Here is a 17,240-nt window from a genome sequence, read left to right as displayed (position 1 = left end):
GAGAGTGATCGATGCATCCGAACCCCGCCTTCCGTCAGGAACCGACGTTCATGAACCTCGCCATGTGTCGCAAACGCGGCTTTGGTGTGCTTTGCATGAATGCCGACCCTGCCCCTTTGATCAGCCATATCCCTTTCTTTCTGGATGAGGCGGGCGAGGTTGCGGAACTGCATCTGGTCCGATCCAACCCCATCGCGCGCGCGGTTGTCGAGCTTGAGGAGCCAACGCCTGCAGTGATCATCGTGAACGGGCCCGACGGCTACGTTTCGCCCGATTGGTACGACACGCCGGATCAGGTGCCCACGTGGAACTACGTGGCCGTTCACCTGCGCGGTGTGTTGGAGCCCATGGAAGGCGGCCTCATGCGCGAACATCTTGATCGCCTGTCCGCCCATTTCGAAGGGCGGCTTGCGCCCAAGCCGATGTGGGCGACGTCGAAGATGTCCGAGGATACGCTTGAACGGATGATGCGGCAGATCTTGCCGTTCCGGTTCAAGGTTCAGCAGGTGGATGGCACCTTCAAGCTGAACCAGAACAAAAGTGACGAGGCGCGTGCCGGCGCGGCCGAGCAGATCAAGCAAAGTCCCATCGGGCATGAGGTCGAAACGCTGAGCGCCCTGATGACCGGAGGTGTGCCGTCGATAGACAAGGGCAGCCCGCTTACCTACATCTAGGGGACCCTGATCCCGGATGCGGAGGACGCGATGCCCCTTCAACTGACCCCCCTGGCCGCGATGGCCCTGCGCTACGGCGCGGTGGCCGCGATAGGGTTTGCCGCAGCGCGCTTCGCCCCGCGCGGCGATTTCCCGCAAGCGATTGAGACACAGATGGATAAGGTGCCCGATGGTGTGCAGCTGCGCCGCGCCCCTGGCCAGATCAACGCCTCGGCCCGTGCCGCGCGCACGGCACGGCTTGGGCGCTTCGGCCCGCGGTTCCGCATTGATGCAACGGCGCTCGCGCGTCTCAGGATAAGGCGATCGTCATGATGGAACTTCTCGGGTCAGGCGCGTCGCCCTTCGTACGCAAGGCGCGCGTTATGGTGGTGGAGGCGGGCATCACCGATATTCCTTATGTTGAGGTCACCGCTTCGCCGATGGGTGGCGAAGACAAGATCAACGCCGCCAATCCATTGGGCAAAATTCCGGCGCTGACGCGCGAAAGCGGCCCCACAATCTACGACAGCAACGTGATCTGTCGCTTTCTCGACGATCACGCCCGGGCCGGGCTTTATCCACCTGCGCGCCTGTGGGAGGTCTTGACCTTGGAAGCGACCGGGGATGGCATCATGGAAGCGGCGGTCGGCATGATCTACGAACAGCGCTTCCGCCCGAAATCCAAGGTCTGGGCTCCGTGGTTCGAAGGGCAATGGGCCAAGATAAACCGGGCGCTGGACACGATCGAGCGGCAATGGATGAGCCATCTGCACGGCCCGGTCGATATGGGGCAGGTCAGCGTCGCCTGCGCCTTGGGATATCTCGATTTCCGGTTCCCCGACGAGGACTGGCGTGCCGGGCGCGAGGCACTGGCCTCCTGGTATACCCGCTTCTCCGCGCGCCCCTCAATGGTCGCAACCGCGCCGGCGTGAAAATCGCGCGCGCGCAGACCGAGGCGGATCGTCAGGCGTGTTTCGACGTGCGCCACGCCGTGTTCGAGATCGAGCAAGAGATCATCGATCCACCGGATCTGGATGAATACGACGCCGACGCGCTGCATTACCTTGCCCTGTGTGCGGATGGCCCGGCAGGCTGCGCCCGGATCGTGGCGCGCGGTGACACCGCCAAGATCGGACGGGTCGCGGTGTTGCGACCCCACCGCGGCACCGGGCTTGGGGCGAAGATCATGCGCGCGGTTCTTGACGATGCGCGAGCCCTGGGATTTCGCCGCGCCGAGCTGGAAAGCCAGACCCATGCGATTGCGTTCTACGAACGGCTGGGATTTGTGGCGACCGGGGCGGATTACGACGATGGATCCGGCATTCCCCACCGCCTGATGCGCGCGGATCTCTAGCGGCTGTCGCGAGTCGCGCTGTGACCATAAGGATCAATCCGACGCTCCCGAATGGCCGCTCAATTCAACCCAAGGCGTTGCCGCGCTGCGACAGAGTCGCGCCATGGGTCAACTGAGCGGGATTCTGCGACATTTCCGCCCCTGTGCGCGCGTTTGTCCGCTGGACGCCTATAACGTCACCCAGTAACAGCACGGCAGGTTGGGCACCGGACAGAGTCTGAGGCCCTGTTTGCAGTTTCCCCCGGGTCCGGAGACGTCCGACCCCGATAGAGAGAACAGGAGAGCTCGTGTCACACGCAGAGGATCCTTCCGGCGATCGCCGGGACTTTCTGTACTACGGCACCGCCGGTTTCGGCGCTGTTGTGGCAGGTGCGGCCGCTTGGCCGCTTGTGAATTCCATGAACCCGTCCGCCGACACCCGCGCGGCCAGCCAGATGCGCGTCGACGTATCGGGCGTCTCCGAAGGGACGCAGCTGACGGTTTTGTTCCTGGGCAAGCCCATCTTCATTCGTCGCCGTACCGCCGAAGAGATCGAGTCGGCCCGCGCCGTCGAGGTGTCGGAGCTGCCGGACCCGGAGTCGCGCAATGAAAACGCCGAAGGTGCCGATGCCGCCGACGAGAACCGGACCATTACACCGCCGGGCGTGGATGACACCGGCGAATGGCTTGTGATGCAAGGTGTGTGTACGCACCTTGGTTGCGTGCCGTTGGGCGATGGCGCCGGTGATTTCGGCGGCTGGTTCTGTCCCTGTCACGGCTCGCACTACGACGCGGCCGGCCGCATCCGCCGCGGCCCCGCACCCCGGAACCTGCCGATCCCACCGGCAGAGTTTCTTGACGACACAACCATTTTGCTCGGTTAACGGAGGAACGACACATGGGTGGTATTCCCCACGACCATTATGAACCGAACTCGCGTGGCGAAAAGTGGCTGCACAGCCGCCTACCGATCGTGGGTTTGATGTATGACACGTTGATGATCCCGACGCCCAAGAATCTCAACTGGATGTGGATCTTCGGTATCGTGCTCGTTTTCTGCCTGGTGATGCAGATCATCACCGGCGTCCTTCTGGTGATGCACTACACGCCGCATGTCGACATGGCGTTTGCCTCGGTCGAGCACATCATGCGCAACGTGAACGGGGGGTGGGCGATCCGCTACATCCACCAAAACGGCGCATCCCTGTTCTTTATCGCAGTCTATCTGCACATCTTCCGCGGCCTCTACTACGGCTCTTACAAGGCCCCGCGTGAGGTGACGTGGATCATCGGTATGCTGATCTATGTCCTGATGATGGGCACGGCGTTCATGGGCTACGTTCTGCCCTGGGGTCAGATGTCCTTCTGGGGCGCGACCGTGATCACCGGCCTGTTCGGCGCGATCCCGTTCATCGGTGAATCGATCCAGACCTGGCTTCTGGGCGGACCTGCCGTGGACAACGCCACGCTGAACCGCTTCCTGTCGCTGCACTATCTGCTGCCCTTCCTGATCCTGGGTCTTGTGATCGTGCACATCTGGGCCTTCCACACCACGGGCAACAACAACCCGACCGGTGTCGAAGTGCGCCGCACCTCGAAGAAAGAAGCCGAGGCGGACACGCTGCCGTTCTGGCCCTACTTCGTGATCAAGGACCTATTTGCGCTTGCGGTCATTCTGGTGATCTTCTTCGCCATCGTGGGCTTCATGCCGAACTACCTCGGCCACCCGGATAACTACATCGAAGCGAACCCGCTTGCGACGCCTGCACACATCGTGCCCGAATGGTACTTCCTGCCGTTCTACGCGATCCTGCGCGCCTTCGATAACGAGGTTTGGGTGGTCATCGCGGCCAACTTCCTGACAGGTGGTATCGTCGATGCGGCCTTCTTCGGGGTGGTTGCGATGTTCGGTGCGATCGTCGTGATGGCGCTGGCCCCGTGGCTGGACACGTCCAGCGTCCGGTCCGGTCGCTACCGCCCGATGTTCAAGTGGTGGTTCTGGATCTTCGTGGTGAATTTCATCGTGCTGACCTGGGTTGGTGCGCGTCCGGCGGAAGGGATCTATCCCTACATCTCGCTGATCGGTGCCGCATATTGGTTCGCGTACTTCCTGGTGATCTTGCCGCTGCTTGGCGTCATCGAGAAGCCGCTGCCGCAGCCCGACACCATTGAAGACGACTTCAACAGCCACAAGGCCGATAACACGGGCACGCCCGGGTCCGGCACGGCGGCTGCGCCGACACCGGCAGAATGAGAGAGGAGCTGACAATGTTCAGAAAACTAGCAATCAGCGCCACCACGGCGCTGGCCCTCTCCACCGGAGGTGCAATTGCAGCAGGTGGCGCAGGTGACATCACCAACGTGCCGTTCTCGTTCCAGGGTCCGTTTGGTACCTTCGATCAGGATCAGTTGCAGCGCGGCCTTCAGGTTTACACCGAGGTTTGTGCGGGCTGTCACGGTCTTCAATACGTGCCCCTGCGGTCGCTTGCGGACGAAGGTGGCGTCGGTTGGACCGAAGAAGAGGTTCTGGCCTACATCGATCAGAACTTCATCGAGGTGTATGACGAGGATCTGCAGGATTGGCGCCCGGCCATTCCGAACGACAACTTCCCAGCCAATGACGGCGTCGGTGCACCGGACCTGAGCTTGATGGCCAAGGCGCGCACCGGCTTCTCCGGCCCGCGGGGCACGGCGATCTATCCGCTGCTCTACGGTCTGGGTGGGCCAGAGTATATCTACTCGCTCCTGACCCATTACACCGGCGAAGAGGTCGAGCAGTTCGGCACCATCCTCTACGAGAATACGACGATGTCCGGTGGCCTGATCTCCATGGCGCCCCCCCTGTGGGAAGGTGCGGTGGAATATGCCGATGGCACGGTCGCGACCGAGAGTCAGATGGCCGAAGACGTGTCTGCGTTCCTGATGTGGGCGGCAGAGCCGCATATGATGGCGCGCAAGCAGATGGGCTTTGTGGCCGTGATCATCCTCGGCATCTTTTCGGTGCTTCTCTACCTGACCAACAAGCGTCTCTGGGCGCCGGTCAAGGCACGGGCCAAGAAGGCGACGCAACCCGCCGAGTGATCTGCCGGTCATAGGTACAAGAAAACGCGCTCCGGCAATCCGGGGCGCGTTTTTCGTTTTGGCGCTACAGATTGGTTAACGCCGGTGTCTCTATTCTTATAATACAACGGTTTTTTGTTTTGGTATCAACGAGCTAGCCCTGCCTATCACGCGTGATACGGCTCACATCCAGGGTCGCAACGCCTCCGCTTGATGTGCGATGGCCTCGCTCAAAGACCCTTCCAGCGCGACCCTGCCATCCTCCAGAAGAAGCACCCGATCGCAAAGCCTCTCCGCATCCCGCAGGTCATGGGTCGCCATGATCAACGTTTGCCCCGTCTCGGCACACAGGCGCGCAACAAGCTCAAGCATGTCGCGCCGCAGACCCGGATCCAGGGCCGCGAAGGGCTCATCCAGAAGGACAAGCGGTCGATCCTGCAACAACATCCGCGCCAGCGCGACGCGGCTTTGCTGCCCACCTGAAAGCTCTGCGGGTTTGCGGGTGCCGAACCCGTGCAAACCGACCTTGTCCAAGGCTTCGCCGACCCGTTTTTGGTCGTCCGCGCGGAGCTTCAGGCTCGGCTCGATCCCAAGGGCGACGTTCTGAAACACCGTCAGATGCGGGAACAGGTTGCCGTCCTGAAACAGGATCGAAATCGGGTGTTTCGACACCGCCGCGCGCGACACGTCCACGCCATCGATCCAGACCGTGCCGCTGTCGGGCCAGGTGAACCCCGCCACGACGGACAGGACCGTCGATTTGCCCGACCCAGACGCCCCCATCAACGCGACGCGTGCGCCCTTGGGTATGTCGAGGCTAAGAGACAGCTCAAAGCTCCCCTGTCGGACGTGCACATCCTCAAGCCGAAGCATTCACCCGCCCCCCACGATCAAACAACCAGAACAGGCCCAGTGACAGCCCCATCAACAGCACCGCCGCCCCCTGCGCATCATTGGTGCGGTAGGACCCGAACAGCCGATACATCTCAAGCGGCAAGGTCTCTTGGCCCGGGGCCGAGAACAAGGCGATCACGCCAAGATCCCCCATCGAGAACGCGGCTGCCAGCCCCGCGCCGAACCCCAACGGGCGGCGCAAGCGCGGCAGGATCGCGTGACGCAACCGGGCCGTGCCCTGCATCCCCAAAGCGTCTGCCAGGCGACCCTGCGTGGCCTCGGCCGATGCAGCAGCCGGGATTAACGCGCGGAGCAGGAACGGCAGCGCCACCAAGGCATTCACCAGCCCGGTGATCGGCAACGAAAGTGCCACCGGATCCGCGACCGGAAAGATCAGGATGAACAGGCCCGTGCCCACAACCAGCGGCGACACAGCGATGGACAAAAGGCCAACGCCTTCCAACCCCGCCCGCGCTGCATGACCGGCAATCAGCAGTGCGATTGGCAGGGCAAGGCTCACCGCCAATGCGGTCGAGGCTAGCGCCAATAGAACCGACCGTATCGCCGCCTCCCATGTGGAGGCGGGCAGTCCCGTGATCGCGCCGATCCCCTGAGCGGCGACCGCCAGCAGCGGCAGCAAAAGGAACAGGCCGGCGCCGAGCAAAACCGTCCCATCAACGCCCCGCGATAACGCGCAGTCGTCCGGCCACCGCATCGCGGGTCGGTCTAACCCGCCCCCAAACTGCGCCGCCTTTGCAAAGCGCCACGCCAAAAGGCCCGCCGCTACGCAAATCGCGACCTGGATCAATCCCAGATACGCCGCACGCCCGAGGTCAAAGTCAAATCGGAACGCCTGATAGATCGCCAGCTCCACCGTGGTTGCCGACGGCCCACCGCCAAGGATCAGAGCCACCGCGAAGCTCGTCGTGCAGATCAGGAAAATCACCAACATCGCGCCCGGCAGGGTCGCGGCCAGCAGGGGGCGTTCAAAGTGCCGCCGCATATCCGCGCCCGTGAAACTCAACGAGCGCGCCAGCCGGATCCGTTCGGACGGGATTGCCAGCCATCCTTGTAACAACAGTCGCGTGGCCAATGGCAGGTTCAGGAAGACATGGGCCAGCACCACGCCGAACAGCCCGTAAATCTCGATCGTGCCCGCCCCGACCCCTGCAAGCGCGGCGTTGATCCAGCCTGACCGCCCGAAAATCGCCAAAAGGCCCATAACCGCCACGATCACCGGCAAGATAAAGGGTGCGCCGAGAAGGGCGATGAACAACGACCGCCCCCTGAACCGCCGCCGTGCCAACGCGCGCGCCACGGGGATTGCGGCCAGACACGAGACCACCGCCGACAATGCCGCTTGGATCAACGTGAACCGGATTGCGGCCCAATCGGCCCCGCGCAGGTCCGACAGGCCATCGGCCCGCCAGATCACCGCCACCAGCGGCCCAAGGATTGTCAGCACGACCAGCAGGGCCAGGAGCCCGCCGGTCGCCTGAAGGGCTGTTACTGGCTGAGTGCGTCTTGCCATGTGGCCAGCGCATCCTCCCGCACGGCTGCCGCCTCATCGGCATCGAAGATCAACGCCTGTTCGGGCTGCGTCAGAGTGTCGAACCCATCGGGCAAGTCCTCCGCCGCAAGCGCCGCCGGATACATCCAGTTGGTGGTCGGAATGATTTCCTGAAAGGCAGGCGAAATCATGAACTCCATGAATTGCGCTGCCAGATCCGGCACATCGGTTGTGGCCACGACCCCGGCCACTTCGATCTGCATGTAATGCCCTTCCTCAAACGCGGCCGCGCCAAATCCGGGGTCTTCCTCCGCGATCAGGTGATAGGCCGGCGATGTCGTGTACGACAGCACCATGTCGGCCTCCCCATCGAGGAACAGACCATAGGCCTCGGACCAGCCCGGGGTCACGGTCACGACGTTGTCGGCCAGCCCGGCCCAAATCTCTCCGGCGCGGTCGCCATAGGCGTTCTGTACCCACATCAGAAGGCCAAGACCGGGGGTCGAGGATCGAGGGTCTTGAATAACGATGGAAGCGTCGGAGGCGGCAAGGGCTTCGAAATTCGTGGGTACATCCGCCATGTCCGTGCGATGAACGAATGCGAAGTAACCCCAATCGAACGGAAGGAAATGCGGATCATCCCATGCCACCGGAAGGGTCAGGCCCTCGGGCGAAAGCCCATGTTCCGCAACGATCCCGGCCTCAACCGCCGCCGCAATCAGGTTGGTGTCGAGGCCAAGAACAATATCCGCCTCGGTCCGTGTGCCTTCCAGCCGCAAACGCGACAGAAGCGCCGCCCCGTCGCCGGTGGCGGTGAATTGCAGATCGCAGCCGCAGACCTCTTCGAAGGCGACTTCCACCTGCGGGCCGGGGCCCCAGTCCGACGCAAAACTGTCGTAGGTGTAGACCGTCAGCACCGGGGTCTGCGCGACGGCAGCCCCTGCAATGGTCGACAATCCCGCAGCGATGATAGGTGTGGTGAGTTTCATGATCTCACTCCTCCAATAACTGTGGGCGAAGTGAAGTGAGGCGGCGCCTTAACCCTTCCCTCCGCCGGTTCTAACCGGTTCAGGTTCAACGGGTTCGCGTGTTGCATCTCAGCCAAGGTGGCACCCCGAGGTATCACAAGAGGTAGGGCATCGCTGCGGGGTTGTCCATCGCGCTCGGCAAGGCTAACCCATTCGGCATGAGTATGAATTCCTACGGCCACCTTTTCCGCGTCACCACCTGGGGCGAAAGCCACGGTCCTGCCCTTGGCGCGACTGTCGATGGCTGCCCGCCCGGCGTGCCGATCGAATCTGAGGCGATCCAGCATTGGCTCGATCGCCGCAAACCGGGACAGAGCAAATACACCACGCAGCGTCGCGAAGCGGATGCGGTCGAAATCCTGTCGGGCGTGTTCGAAGGCCAAAGCACTGGCACGCCGATCCAGTTGATGATCCGCAATACGGACCAACGGTCGAAGGATTACGGTGATATCGTCGAAAAATTCCGCCCGGGCCATGCCGATATCACCTATTGGCAGAAATACGGCATCCGCGATTATCGCGGTGGCGGGCGCTCCTCGGCACGCGAAACCGCAGCCCGTGTCGCCGCCGGTGGGGTGGCGCGCGCGGCATTGGCCGAGATGGTCCCGGGGATGAAGATCACCGGCTACATGGTGCAGATGGGCGATCGTCGCGTGTCGGGCATTGATCTGGCCGAGGTGGAGAACAATCCCTTTTGGGCGCCCGATGCGGACGCCGCAGAGGATTGGGCCACCTACCTTGATGGGTTGCGCAAATCCGGCGACAGCGTCGGGGCCGTCATCGAAGTGCGTGCCAGCGGTGTTCCGGCAGGCATTGGCGCTCCGATCTACGGCAAGCTCGACACTGACCTTGCCGCCGCGATGATGAGCATCAATGCCGTGAAAGGTGTCGAGATCGGGGATGGCATGGCCGCCGCCGCGCTGACCGGGACCGCCAATGCAGACGAGATCACAATGGGACCTGACGGGCCAGAATACGCCTCGAACCATTCCGGCGGGATTCTGGGTGGTATTTCGACCGGGCAGGATGTCGTGGTGCGATTTGCGGTCAAGCCAACGTCGTCGATCCTGACGCCGCGCGCGACGATTACCAAATCGGGCGAAGCGACCGAGATTGTGACCAAAGGGCGGCATGACCCCTGCGTCGGTATTCGGGCTGTCCCGGTTGGAGAGGCGATGATGGCCTGCGTCCTTCTGGACCACTTGCTACTACATCGTGGGCAGGTAGGGGTTAACCGGGGCCATATCGGTTAACGTTCCGTCAACTTTTAGTCTTTTCGTGCCTAATTGCGTATTCGTCAGCAGATTTGTGCCGCCTGTCGAACAATGGGGCGAAACTGTCCGATTGATGCCTTTTTTCCGACACATTACGGCGAAATGACAAGGTGTCTGTGTTTACTTAGTATTGGATGTTTCATGGGGCAGAACGCTTTCCCAGGGCGCGCACGTGGCGCGTTGATCTCAATTGACTGGATGCTGCTTGCAGTCGCCGTAGTTGTTGTTCTTTTTTGTCTTGGTGCGTTCATTCGCATAACCTCTGAACCGCAGACATTTCGCCAACAGGGCGGTTTGCAAACGCTCGGTGCGACTGACAATCTACTGGCGTTCGAGGATTTCAATTTCGGCGCAAATGCTTGGTCGCAAAACGCCACGTCGGATCGCCTTGGGGGTCTTGGGCCTGTCTTGGGGCCATTTACGGATGACGCCGTCTCACGCACCTTTCAGTTGCCCGTTAATACGCAACATCTGCGCGTGACCTTCGATGTGCATCTGCATGGCGGATGGGAAGCCGCCGATGCCATGCGGGTGATGTTGGACGACAATGAGGTGGTGTCGCTAACCCTCGCCGATATCGGTACGGAACAGGCCCGGCTCGACGTATCGGTGGCCGAGGGTCATTCGACCGCCGTCAATGTTGAGCAGACGCGCTTTGCCGCTCGTCCCGCCGAGCCGGCCTTGCCGGGTGTGGAAGACGCCGCAATCATCAGTTTGCGTGTCACGCTGATGACCGCGCCGTCCTCTGATCAGCTGACCCTCGACCTGACGGCGCGGGTCGATGACGGGGCGTCTTGGACCCTCGACAATCTTGCCGTTGTGGCAACGACAGACGGTGCCGCCTAAAGGCCCGCGTCAAGCAGTGCGCGAATGTCAGCTTCCCGTGTACCCGCGACGATCCGGCCCACTTCGGACCCGTCGCGGAACATCACCAACGTCGACCGGCGCGGCACGTTGAGTTGTGAAACCAGATCGCCGCGCCCGTAATCATCCCAATCCACGCGGTAGATCGTGATCGACTCCGCATAGGCCGGGTTTTCTTCGAGCAATGCGTTGATCGTGCGCTCCTGACTGCGGCAGGTGGAGCACCAATCCGCCGCGAAATCGAGCAACACCGTTTGCCCGGCATTGATCGCCTCTTCCGCCGCGCCGGGCGTGTAGTCGATCATGTTAGCCTGCGCCGTGAACGGGCCGAGGGTCAGGGCCGCGGCAGCAGCCAGAAATGTACGACGGTTCATGTGCATTCTCCGTTGGGATCAGATGGAAACAGACAGGTCCTGCAACCAGATGGGCATGCGGTCCAGCAGCCAGATTTCGGCCACCAGATGCCACCTCATGTAGATCGCAAGTCCGACAAGGAAAAAGACGACGCCCAGAATGGGCCGCGACGAAGCCGCGAAGCGACGCAGTGTGCCCATGCGTTTCTGCAAGGCTGCGCGTGCGCCATAGCCCAGCGCCAGGATGACGGAGCCAATGCCAAGCGCAAACGACACCATAATTACGAAGGCGCGCGGCAATTCCTCGCCTTGGCTGGCCAGCGAAATGGCGGACCCAAGCACTGGCCCGACGCAAGGGCTCCAGACCGCGCCCAACAAAAGACCGCCGAGGAATTGCCCCTGCCAGCCGTCTGCCTGCATGTTGCGCATCCCGTCGTCGGCGCGTTCGGCGAACCCGCCGGTCGCCGTCGCAAACCGCGCGGACAGCTGCGGCACCATAAGAACGGCGCCGAACACCATCATAAGGATCGCACCGGCCGTGCTGACGGTTTCGGCTCGCAGGCCCACAAGGTGGCCTGCGGCGATAATCCCGAACCCGATGGTCACAAACGCCAACCCCATGCCACCAGCCAGCGCGAGCGGGCCGTAGCGGCTACTTTGCAGGGACCCTGCCAGAACGATTGGCAGCACGGGCAAAACGCAAGGATTGATCAGGGTCAGCAGACCCGCAGCATATGCAAGAAGAAATTCCATGCGGAAGGTGATGCCGCGCAGGGCACGTCGTGTCACATGAAAACCGCGTGAGGTGCGCGCAGGTCGTGTCTATTCCGCAACCCGCGCACGCTGCACCGCCAGAATGCCACCGGCAATCACCACAACGCCCAAGGCGTCGGTCCAGCTCAGGGCTTCGGACAGAAGCACGAAGGCGATCGCCACCCCGAACACCGGATTGAGGAAGTGATACGTCGCCGCCCGTGTGGGTCCGATGCGGCCCACCAGAAGGAACCAGATGAAGGTCGCCGCCAGGCCCGGCATCAGCGTCGTGTAGATGAAGGCAATGACGAACGGCGTTGTCCATTCGATCACCAACTCCTCCATCACCAAGGCCGGCAGCAAAAGCGCGACCGAACCGACCAGCATCTGCAGCCCCACGATCATCAACAGATTGCCCCCGTCGCTCGACGCGCTTTTGACCGTTAGTGTTGCGGCCGCGAGGGCCACCGCCGCAACAAGGCACAATCCGATCGCAACCGGATCTGCCCCGCCCCCAAAACGCTGCGCCATGATCAGCGCGACACCGGCAAAGCCCGCTATCATGCCGAGTACCCCCATCATCGGAAGGCGTTCCTTGAAAATTGTCCAATTCGCAAGCGCCACAAGAAGCGGCATGGTCGAGGCGATGATCGCAGCCAGTGACGCCTCAATCGTCTGCATGGCCACGAAGTTCAGGCCAAGATAAATCGCATTCTGGCACAAGCCGAAGATCAAGACCGCGCGCCATTGATTGCGGGTCAGGTTGAACCGTTGTCCCAGCGCGAATGCAATCGAGACGCCGATCAGGCCCGAGATCGCGAACCGTGCGGACAAGGAAAACAAGGGCGGCGCGGCTTCGACAATGATCCGGGCCGAGGTGAAGGCCGACGACCAGATCAGCGCAAAGGTCAGACCCATCAGAACCGCGCGCACGTCCATCACTCGTCCCTTCAAAGCAAAAGGGCCGCGCCCTGATGACGCGACCCTCTCATGTCTTCCAACCGACGGCAATCAGCCGCCAGCGGGGGTCATCGGCCTTAGCCGTTCACCGAATCCTTCAGAGCCTTGGCAATGGTCATCTTGACCTGCTTGTCGGCTTCTTTCTTGATTTGCTCGCCCGTGGCGGGGTTGCGAACCATGCGCTCAGGGCGCTCGCGGCAGTAGACTTTGCCGATCCCGGGAAGAGTCACGGCGCCGCCGGCGGCGACTTCCTTGGTGACAATCGCGGTCACGGCGTCAAGCGCTGCGCCTGCGGCTTTCTTGTCTGCGCCCATCTCGTCGGCCAGTGCGGCGACGAGTTGCGTTTTGGTCATGGGTTTGGTTGCCATGTGTTTGTTCTCCTGCTGTCTATCCCCCGAGCCCTTGGGCCGGTTGGCGGGAAGCTAACCGAATATTGTGGTGCCACACAACGCTTCGTGTGCGTTTTGGGCAGAAATATAGGGGCCATCGGCGTTTTTTGTCCGTTCACAGGAACGCGGTTTCCTCGAACGAGCGCAATTTCCGGCTATGAAGGCGCTCCAATGGCATCTCGCGCAGGTGCTCCATGGCCCGAATTCCGATCAAAAGGTGCCGTGCGACCTGTGTTTTGTAGAAATCCGACGCCATGCCGGGCAGTTTCAATTCGCCGTGGAGTGGCTTGTCGGACACGCACAATAGCGTGCCGTAAGGGACACGGAAGCGGAACCCGTTGGCCGCAATCGTGGCACTTTCCATATCAAGGGCGACGGCACGCGACTGGCTCAACCGTTGTACCGGGCCGGTCTGGTCCCGCAGTTCCCAGTTGCGATTGTCGAAGCTGGCCACCGTGCCGGTGCGCATGATCCGCTTTAATTCATAGCCTTCAAGCTGCGTCACGACAGCCACTGCGGTCTCCAGCGCGACCTGGATTTCCGCCAGCGCCGGGACCGGGACCCAAAGCGGCAGATCATCGTCCAGAACCTTGTCTTCGCGCAGGTAGGCATGGGCGAGCACGAAGTCGCCAAGTTGCTGCGAATTGCGCAGCCCTGCGCAATGTCCAACCATCAGCCACGCATGCGGACGCAGCACGGCGATGTGGTCCGTGGCCGTTTTTGCATTCGACGGCCCCACCCCGATATTCACCAGCGTGATCCCGCCACCATCGGCACGTTTGAGGTGATAGGTGGGCATCTGCGGCATCTTTGCCGGTTGCTGGATCGGGGTGTCGGGATCGGTGATCTCGATATTCCCCGTCGCCACAAACCCGGTATAGCCGCTGTTCGGGTCCGCCAATTGGGCGCGGGCATAGGCCTCGAACTCGTCGACATAGAACTGGTAGTTGGTGAACAGAACGTGGTTCTGGAAATGGCTGGGGTCCGTGGCCGTGTAGTGCGACAGGCGCGCCAGCGAATAGTCGACGCGCTGTGCCGTGAACGGCCCTAACGGATGTGCGCCGTCCTCGTAGGTGAAGCCGGTCCCGTTGACGATATCATCATTCGTAGTCGCCAGATCGGGAACATCGAATACATCACGCAGTGTGAACTCTCCCGCGCCTTCCTGCGGGACGGTGATGGCGCTGTCGTTGGCGACAGCAAAATGTACCGGCATCTGTGTCATCGAAGGGCCGACACTGACCGGCACACCGTGGTTTTTCAGCAGAAGGCCAATCTGCTGGATAAGGTAATTCTCAAACAGATCCGGACGCGAGATTGTGGCTGCATAAATGCCGGGCTCCGACACATGGCCAAAGCTCAACCGGCTGTCGACGCCGGCGAAGCTGGTCGTACGGATGCGGACCTCGGGGTAGTAGGCCCGATACCGCGTGGCCTCCGGCGCGCCCTCGGTCAGTGTGGACGAGAAATGATCGCACAAAAACGCCGCGGCTTCCGTGTACAATTTCTGCAAATATGCGACGGCAGCCTCGGCATCTGTGAAGCTGCGTGGCTCGCCCTGATTGGGGGAGCGGACTCTTGATGTGTTCTGGTTCATTCTTCCTCGATCACAAATTCATAGACCCGGCGCAGCGCGGCGACGCCCGCATCGCCCAGAATTTCGCGGAGTTCCGGAGTGACAATATAGGGGTTTTCGGCCGTCATGCCGGGAATGGCCCCGATCTCGGGTTCGGGCATGACCTCGTCCAGCCAGGCACGCAGCGGATCAGGCGCGCTTTCCGGCGGGATTACGATGCCCAGATCCGAAGCGCGCGCCGGAATCGAGACGCCAAAGGTCGCCGAGATGAAGTCCTGAAATGCTTTGGGGACGGTGATCGGATCGCCGTACTGGGCCTCCAGTGGCGTAACGTTGGGGTCGGTCAACGCACCGGGTTCCGAATAGCCGATGGCCAGAAATTGCAGCGCGACGATTGGGTCATCGGTCAGCACATGGGGGATGCCGTGGTTGAAAACGGTGATCCATTGCTTGCCGTCGTCGTCGAGCCAGAAGGACAGCGTTCCACCGTCGCCTGCGATCTTTGCGATGGTTGTGATCCGGGCGATCGCCTGGGGCGGCGGATCATGGAGAGGCGGGCCAGCTTCGAAGCGGAACAGAACGAAGCTGGCGCCATATTCATCGCGGACATCTGGCGGATAGATTGACAGATACCGAGACGAGAAAGCTTCTTGATCGAGGCGGGTGAATATCCCGCCCCAGCCTTGTGCTTCCAGCCAGTCGAACGTTTGCGTGAAGGGTTCTGGCAAGGTCATGCCTTCGGGTAAGCGCGCGCGTACCTCGTCTGCGAAACTCACTGCAGAACCTCCGTTAATTCGAACGTCCGCACGTCCACCAGCCCAAGGTCGCTGATCCGCAACTCCGGGATGACGACCAATGCCAAAAGCGAGTGCTGCATATAGGCATTGTTGAGCGTGCATCCCGCATCACCCATCGCTTCCACCAGGCGCGTGACCTTCGCCGCGACCTCCGCCGCAGGGGCATCTGACATAAGGCCCGCGATAGGCAGTTCCACCAGCGCCTGTTCCACGCCGTCGCGCCACAGCGTCACGCCGCCACCGACCTCGGCCAACCGGTTCGCGGCCTGCGCCATCATCGCGCGGTCTGTGCCCACGACGATCATGTGGTGGCTGTCGTGCGCCACCGTTGAGGCCATCGCCATCCCCGGCCCGTAGCCAAAGCCACTGACAAACCCGTTGACCACGCCGCCCGTGCCGCGATGCCGTTCGACCAACGCGATCTGCGCGATACCGTCGGGCTCCACGATGCCGTCCCGCACCGGCAGGTCCTTGATCAGCGCCTTGGTGGGTGCCTGGTTTTCGACCACGCCGATCACATTGGCGGTGACGCGTTCGGCGTCTGACCGGATCTCGAAATCCGCCGCTTTCAATGCACGTCCGAGATGCACGGAGGCGCGCGTGTCGTCGGGCCACTTCAGATGCGGGCAATCGACCAGAACCTGACCCGCCTCGGCCACCATCACGCCGCGCCCATAGACGGCCTCGATCGGCAGGGCCTCAAGATCGGAAGTCACGATCATATCCGCCCGCCGCCCCGGCGCAATCTGCCCAATCTCGCGCTCCAACCCGAAATGCGTCGCGGCGTTGATCGTGGCCATCTGCAGCGCGATCAACGGATCGCACCCACATTCAATCGCATGGCGCACGGCGCGGTTCATATGCCCTTCCTCCACCAGCGTCTTGGCAAAGCAATCGTCGGTGCAGATGATCATGTTGCGCGGGTCGAGGCCACGTTCGGTGATCGCGGTGATCTGGCTTTCGATATCGTACCACGCAGACCCAAGGCGGATCATCGACCGCATACCTTGCCGCATCCGCGCAATCGCGTCGGTCTCACTGGTGCCTTCGTGATCATCGGCGGGGCCACCGGCGGCATAAGCGTGGAACGCGGGGCCCAGATCGGGCGAGGCGTAGTGCCCGCCAACGGTCTTGCCGGCCTTCTGCGTCTCGGCAATCTCGGCCAGCATCTGCTGGCTGCCGTTCACCACACCGGGAAAGTTCATCATCTCGCCCAGGCCGATGATCCCGGGCCAGGCCATCGCCTCGGCCACATCTTCGGGACCGATCTCGTAGCCGGTGGTCTCCAATCCGGGCGCGGAGGGCGCGCAGGAGGGCATCTGCGTCCAGATGTTGACGGGCTGCATCAACGCCTCGTCATGCATCAACCGCACCCCGCGCAGGCCGAAGACATTGGCGATCTCGTGGGGGTCGGTGAACATGCTGGTCGTGCCGTGCGGGATCACGGCACGGGCAAATTCGGCGGGCGTCAGCATGCCTGACTCGATATGCATGTGCCCATCGCAGAGGCCGGGGAGCAGGTATTTGCCGTCAAGATCCTGAACCTGCGTCCCGTCCCCGATGCAATGCGCTGCATCCGGTCCGACATAGGCGAAACGGCCTTGTTTTATGGCAACCTGCCAGCCGTCCATCACTTCGCGCGTCTGCACCAGAACGACGCGCGCGTTGATCACAACCAGATCGGCAGGCGCGCGCCCGGCGGCGGTGGCAACCAGACCCGAGGCGACATCGGGCCATGTGGGGAACGGGGTAATCTCCATGTCGCAGTTTTGCCGAAGCGCCCCGGGGCCTGCAAG

19 protein-coding genes and 1 riboswitch are annotated in these 17,240 nt (G+C 62.1%); of the genes, 9 read left to right on the top strand and 10 right to left on the bottom strand.

Annotated elements, in window-relative coordinates; all coding sequences use genetic code 11:
• Positions 1 to 11: 11 nt before the first annotated feature.
• From V8J83_RS16890 to V8J83_RS16860, 7 genes are all read left to right on the top strand, one after another.
• Positions 12 to 674, top strand: a complete 663-nt coding sequence (locus tag V8J83_RS16890; RefSeq protein WP_339987624.1) for an FMN-binding negative transcriptional regulator — start codon at positions 12 to 14, stop codon at positions 672 to 674.
• Positions 675 to 704: 30 nt separating this feature from the next.
• Entirely contained in the window at positions 705 to 986 is a 282-nt protein-coding gene (locus V8J83_RS16885; protein WP_339987623.1) for a hypothetical protein, read from the top strand.
• Entirely contained in the window at positions 986 to 1,585 is a 600-nt protein-coding gene (locus tag V8J83_RS16880) for a glutathione S-transferase family protein (protein WP_339987697.1), read from the top strand. Before V8J83_RS16885 ends, V8J83_RS16880 begins: the two co-directional genes overlap by 1 nt.
• Positions 1,582 to 2,007: a GNAT family N-acetyltransferase gene (locus tag V8J83_RS16875; RefSeq protein WP_339987622.1), complete on the top strand. Its 426-nt coding sequence runs from the start codon at positions 1,582 to 1,584 to the stop codon at positions 2,005 to 2,007. The genes V8J83_RS16880 and V8J83_RS16875 overlap by 4 nt, the downstream gene beginning before the upstream one ends.
• A gap of 287 nt (positions 2,008 to 2,294) precedes the next feature.
• Positions 2,295 to 2,870, top strand: coding sequence for a ubiquinol-cytochrome c reductase iron-sulfur subunit (gene petA / locus V8J83_RS16870; protein ID WP_339987621.1), 576 nt, complete (start codon positions 2,295 to 2,297; stop codon positions 2,868 to 2,870).
• Between the two features lie 14 nt (positions 2,871 to 2,884).
• On the top strand, positions 2,885 to 4,240 hold the full coding sequence (locus V8J83_RS16865; RefSeq protein WP_339987620.1) for a cytochrome b: 1,356 nt from the start codon (positions 2,885 to 2,887) through the stop codon (positions 4,238 to 4,240).
• A 14-nt stretch (positions 4,241 to 4,254) separates the two neighbouring features.
• Positions 4,255 to 5,067, top strand: coding sequence for a cytochrome c1 (locus tag V8J83_RS16860; protein ID WP_339987619.1), 813 nt, complete (start codon positions 4,255 to 4,257; stop codon positions 5,065 to 5,067).
• Positions 5,068 to 5,229: 162 nt separating this feature from the next.
• Here V8J83_RS16860 and thiQ read toward each other — a convergent pair whose 3' ends face one another.
• From thiQ to thiB, 3 genes are read right to left on the bottom strand one after another with little or no spacing between them, the layout of a single operon-like run.
• Positions 5,230 to 5,919: a thiamine ABC transporter ATP-binding protein gene (gene thiQ, locus V8J83_RS16855; protein WP_339987618.1), complete on the bottom strand. Its 690-nt coding sequence runs from the start codon at positions 5,917 to 5,919 to the stop codon at positions 5,230 to 5,232.
• Positions 5,906 to 7,471 (bottom strand): ABC transporter permease family protein, encoded by a 1,566-nt coding sequence (locus V8J83_RS16850; protein WP_339987617.1) that lies wholly within the window; start codon positions 7,469 to 7,471, stop codon positions 5,906 to 5,908. The genes thiQ and V8J83_RS16850 overlap by 14 nt, the downstream gene beginning before the upstream one ends.
• Positions 7,447 to 8,439 (bottom strand): thiamine ABC transporter substrate binding subunit, encoded by a 993-nt coding sequence (gene thiB / locus V8J83_RS16845; protein ID WP_339987616.1) that lies wholly within the window; start codon positions 8,437 to 8,439, stop codon positions 7,447 to 7,449. The genes V8J83_RS16850 and thiB overlap by 25 nt, the downstream gene beginning before the upstream one ends.
• A gap of 38 nt (positions 8,440 to 8,477) precedes the next feature.
• A riboswitch (TPP riboswitch) is annotated at positions 8,478 to 8,577 on the bottom strand.
• 59 nt (positions 8,578 to 8,636) lie between these two features.
• Between thiB and aroC the strand changes: the two genes are divergently transcribed.
• Entirely contained in the window at positions 8,637 to 9,731 is a 1,095-nt protein-coding gene (gene aroC, locus V8J83_RS16840) for a chorismate synthase (RefSeq protein ID WP_339987615.1), read from the top strand.
• A gap of 315 nt (positions 9,732 to 10,046) precedes the next feature.
• A complete protein-coding gene (locus V8J83_RS16835) occupies positions 10,047 to 10,598 on the top strand; it encodes a hypothetical protein (protein ID WP_339987614.1) in 552 nt (183 codons plus the stop codon).
• Here the strand turns inward: V8J83_RS16835 and V8J83_RS16830 are convergent.
• From V8J83_RS16830 to V8J83_RS16800, 7 genes are all read right to left on the bottom strand, one after another.
• Positions 10,595 to 10,990, bottom strand: coding sequence for a thioredoxin family protein (locus V8J83_RS16830; protein WP_339987612.1), 396 nt, complete (start codon positions 10,988 to 10,990; stop codon positions 10,595 to 10,597). The genes V8J83_RS16835 and V8J83_RS16830 overlap by 4 nt on opposite strands.
• 18 nt (positions 10,991 to 11,008) lie before the next feature.
• Positions 11,009 to 11,758: a cytochrome c biogenesis CcdA family protein gene (locus tag V8J83_RS16825; RefSeq protein ID WP_339987611.1), complete on the bottom strand. Its 750-nt coding sequence runs from the start codon at positions 11,756 to 11,758 to the stop codon at positions 11,009 to 11,011.
• Positions 11,759 to 11,791: 33 nt separating this feature from the next.
• Complete coding sequence (locus tag V8J83_RS16820; protein ID WP_339987610.1) at positions 11,792 to 12,661, bottom strand: DMT family transporter; 870 nt, start codon at positions 12,659 to 12,661, stop codon at positions 11,792 to 11,794.
• Positions 12,662 to 12,759: 98 nt separating this feature from the next.
• The gene (locus V8J83_RS16815; RefSeq protein WP_339987608.1) at positions 12,760 to 13,050 is read right to left on the bottom strand and encodes an HU family DNA-binding protein; all 291 of its coding nucleotides are present in this window, start codon (positions 13,048 to 13,050) and stop codon (positions 12,760 to 12,762) included.
• Between the two features lie 136 nt (positions 13,051 to 13,186).
• Complete coding sequence (locus V8J83_RS16810) at positions 13,187 to 14,668, bottom strand: AMP nucleosidase (RefSeq protein WP_339987607.1); 1,482 nt, start codon at positions 14,666 to 14,668, stop codon at positions 13,187 to 13,189.
• Positions 14,665 to 15,381 (bottom strand): hypothetical protein, encoded by a 717-nt coding sequence (locus tag V8J83_RS16805; protein ID WP_339987606.1) that lies wholly within the window; start codon positions 15,379 to 15,381, stop codon positions 14,665 to 14,667. Before V8J83_RS16805 ends, V8J83_RS16810 begins: the two co-directional genes overlap by 4 nt.
• A 38-nt stretch (positions 15,382 to 15,419) precedes the next feature.
• On the bottom strand, positions 15,420 to 17,204 hold the full coding sequence (locus tag V8J83_RS16800) for an adenine deaminase (protein ID WP_339987605.1): 1,785 nt from the start codon (positions 17,202 to 17,204) through the stop codon (positions 15,420 to 15,422).
• Positions 17,205 to 17,240: the final 36 nt, after the last annotated feature.

The organism is Gymnodinialimonas ulvae (assembly GCF_037543845.1).
GTDB lineage: Bacteria > Pseudomonadota > Alphaproteobacteria > Rhodobacterales > Rhodobacteraceae > Gymnodinialimonas > Gymnodinialimonas ulvae.
Note: the sequence above shows the minus strand (reverse complement) of the source record. Positions and strands in the feature narration are given on the sequence as shown.

Coding starts and splice junctions, on each gene's coding strand:
- V8J83_RS16890 (WP_339987624.1), top strand. CDS start 12: ATGCATCCGAACCCCGCCTTCCGTCAGGAACCGACGTTCATGAACCTC.
- V8J83_RS16885 (WP_339987623.1), top strand. CDS start 705: ATGCCCCTTCAACTGACCCCCCTGGCCGCGATGGCCCTGCGCTACGGC.
- V8J83_RS16880 (WP_339987697.1), top strand. CDS start 986: ATGGAACTTCTCGGGTCAGGCGCGTCGCCCTTCGTACGCAAGGCGCGC.
- V8J83_RS16865 (WP_339987620.1), top strand. CDS start 2,885: ATGGGTGGTATTCCCCACGACCATTATGAACCGAACTCGCGTGGCGAA.
- V8J83_RS16860 (WP_339987619.1), top strand. CDS start 4,255: ATGTTCAGAAAACTAGCAATCAGCGCCACCACGGCGCTGGCCCTCTCC.
- thiQ (WP_339987618.1), bottom strand. CDS start 5,919: ATGCTTCGGCTTGAGGATGTGCACGTCCGACAGGGGAGCTTTGAGCTG.
- V8J83_RS16850 (WP_339987617.1), bottom strand. CDS start 7,471: ATGGCAAGACGCACTCAGCCAGTAACAGCCCTTCAGGCGACCGGCGGG.
- thiB (WP_339987616.1), bottom strand. CDS start 8,439: ATGAAACTCACCACACCTATCATCGCTGCGGGATTGTCGACCATTGCA.
- aroC (WP_339987615.1), top strand. CDS start 8,637: ATGAGTATGAATTCCTACGGCCACCTTTTCCGCGTCACCACCTGGGGC.
- V8J83_RS16830 (WP_339987612.1), bottom strand. CDS start 10,990: ATGAACCGTCGTACATTTCTGGCTGCTGCCGCGGCCCTGACCCTCGGC.
- V8J83_RS16820 (WP_339987610.1), bottom strand. CDS start 12,661: ATGGACGTGCGCGCGGTTCTGATGGGTCTGACCTTTGCGCTGATCTGG.
- V8J83_RS16815 (WP_339987608.1), bottom strand. CDS start 13,050: ATGGCAACCAAACCCATGACCAAAACGCAACTCGTCGCCGCACTGGCC.
- V8J83_RS16810 (WP_339987607.1), bottom strand. CDS start 14,668: ATGAACCAGAACACATCAAGAGTCCGCTCCCCCAATCAGGGCGAGCCA.
- V8J83_RS16805 (WP_339987606.1), bottom strand. CDS start 15,381: ATGACCTTGCCAGAACCCTTCACGCAAACGTTCGACTGGCTGGAAGCA.
- V8J83_RS16800 (WP_339987605.1), bottom strand. CDS start 17,204: ATGGAGATTACCCCGTTCCCCACATGGCCCGATGTCGCCTCGGGTCTG.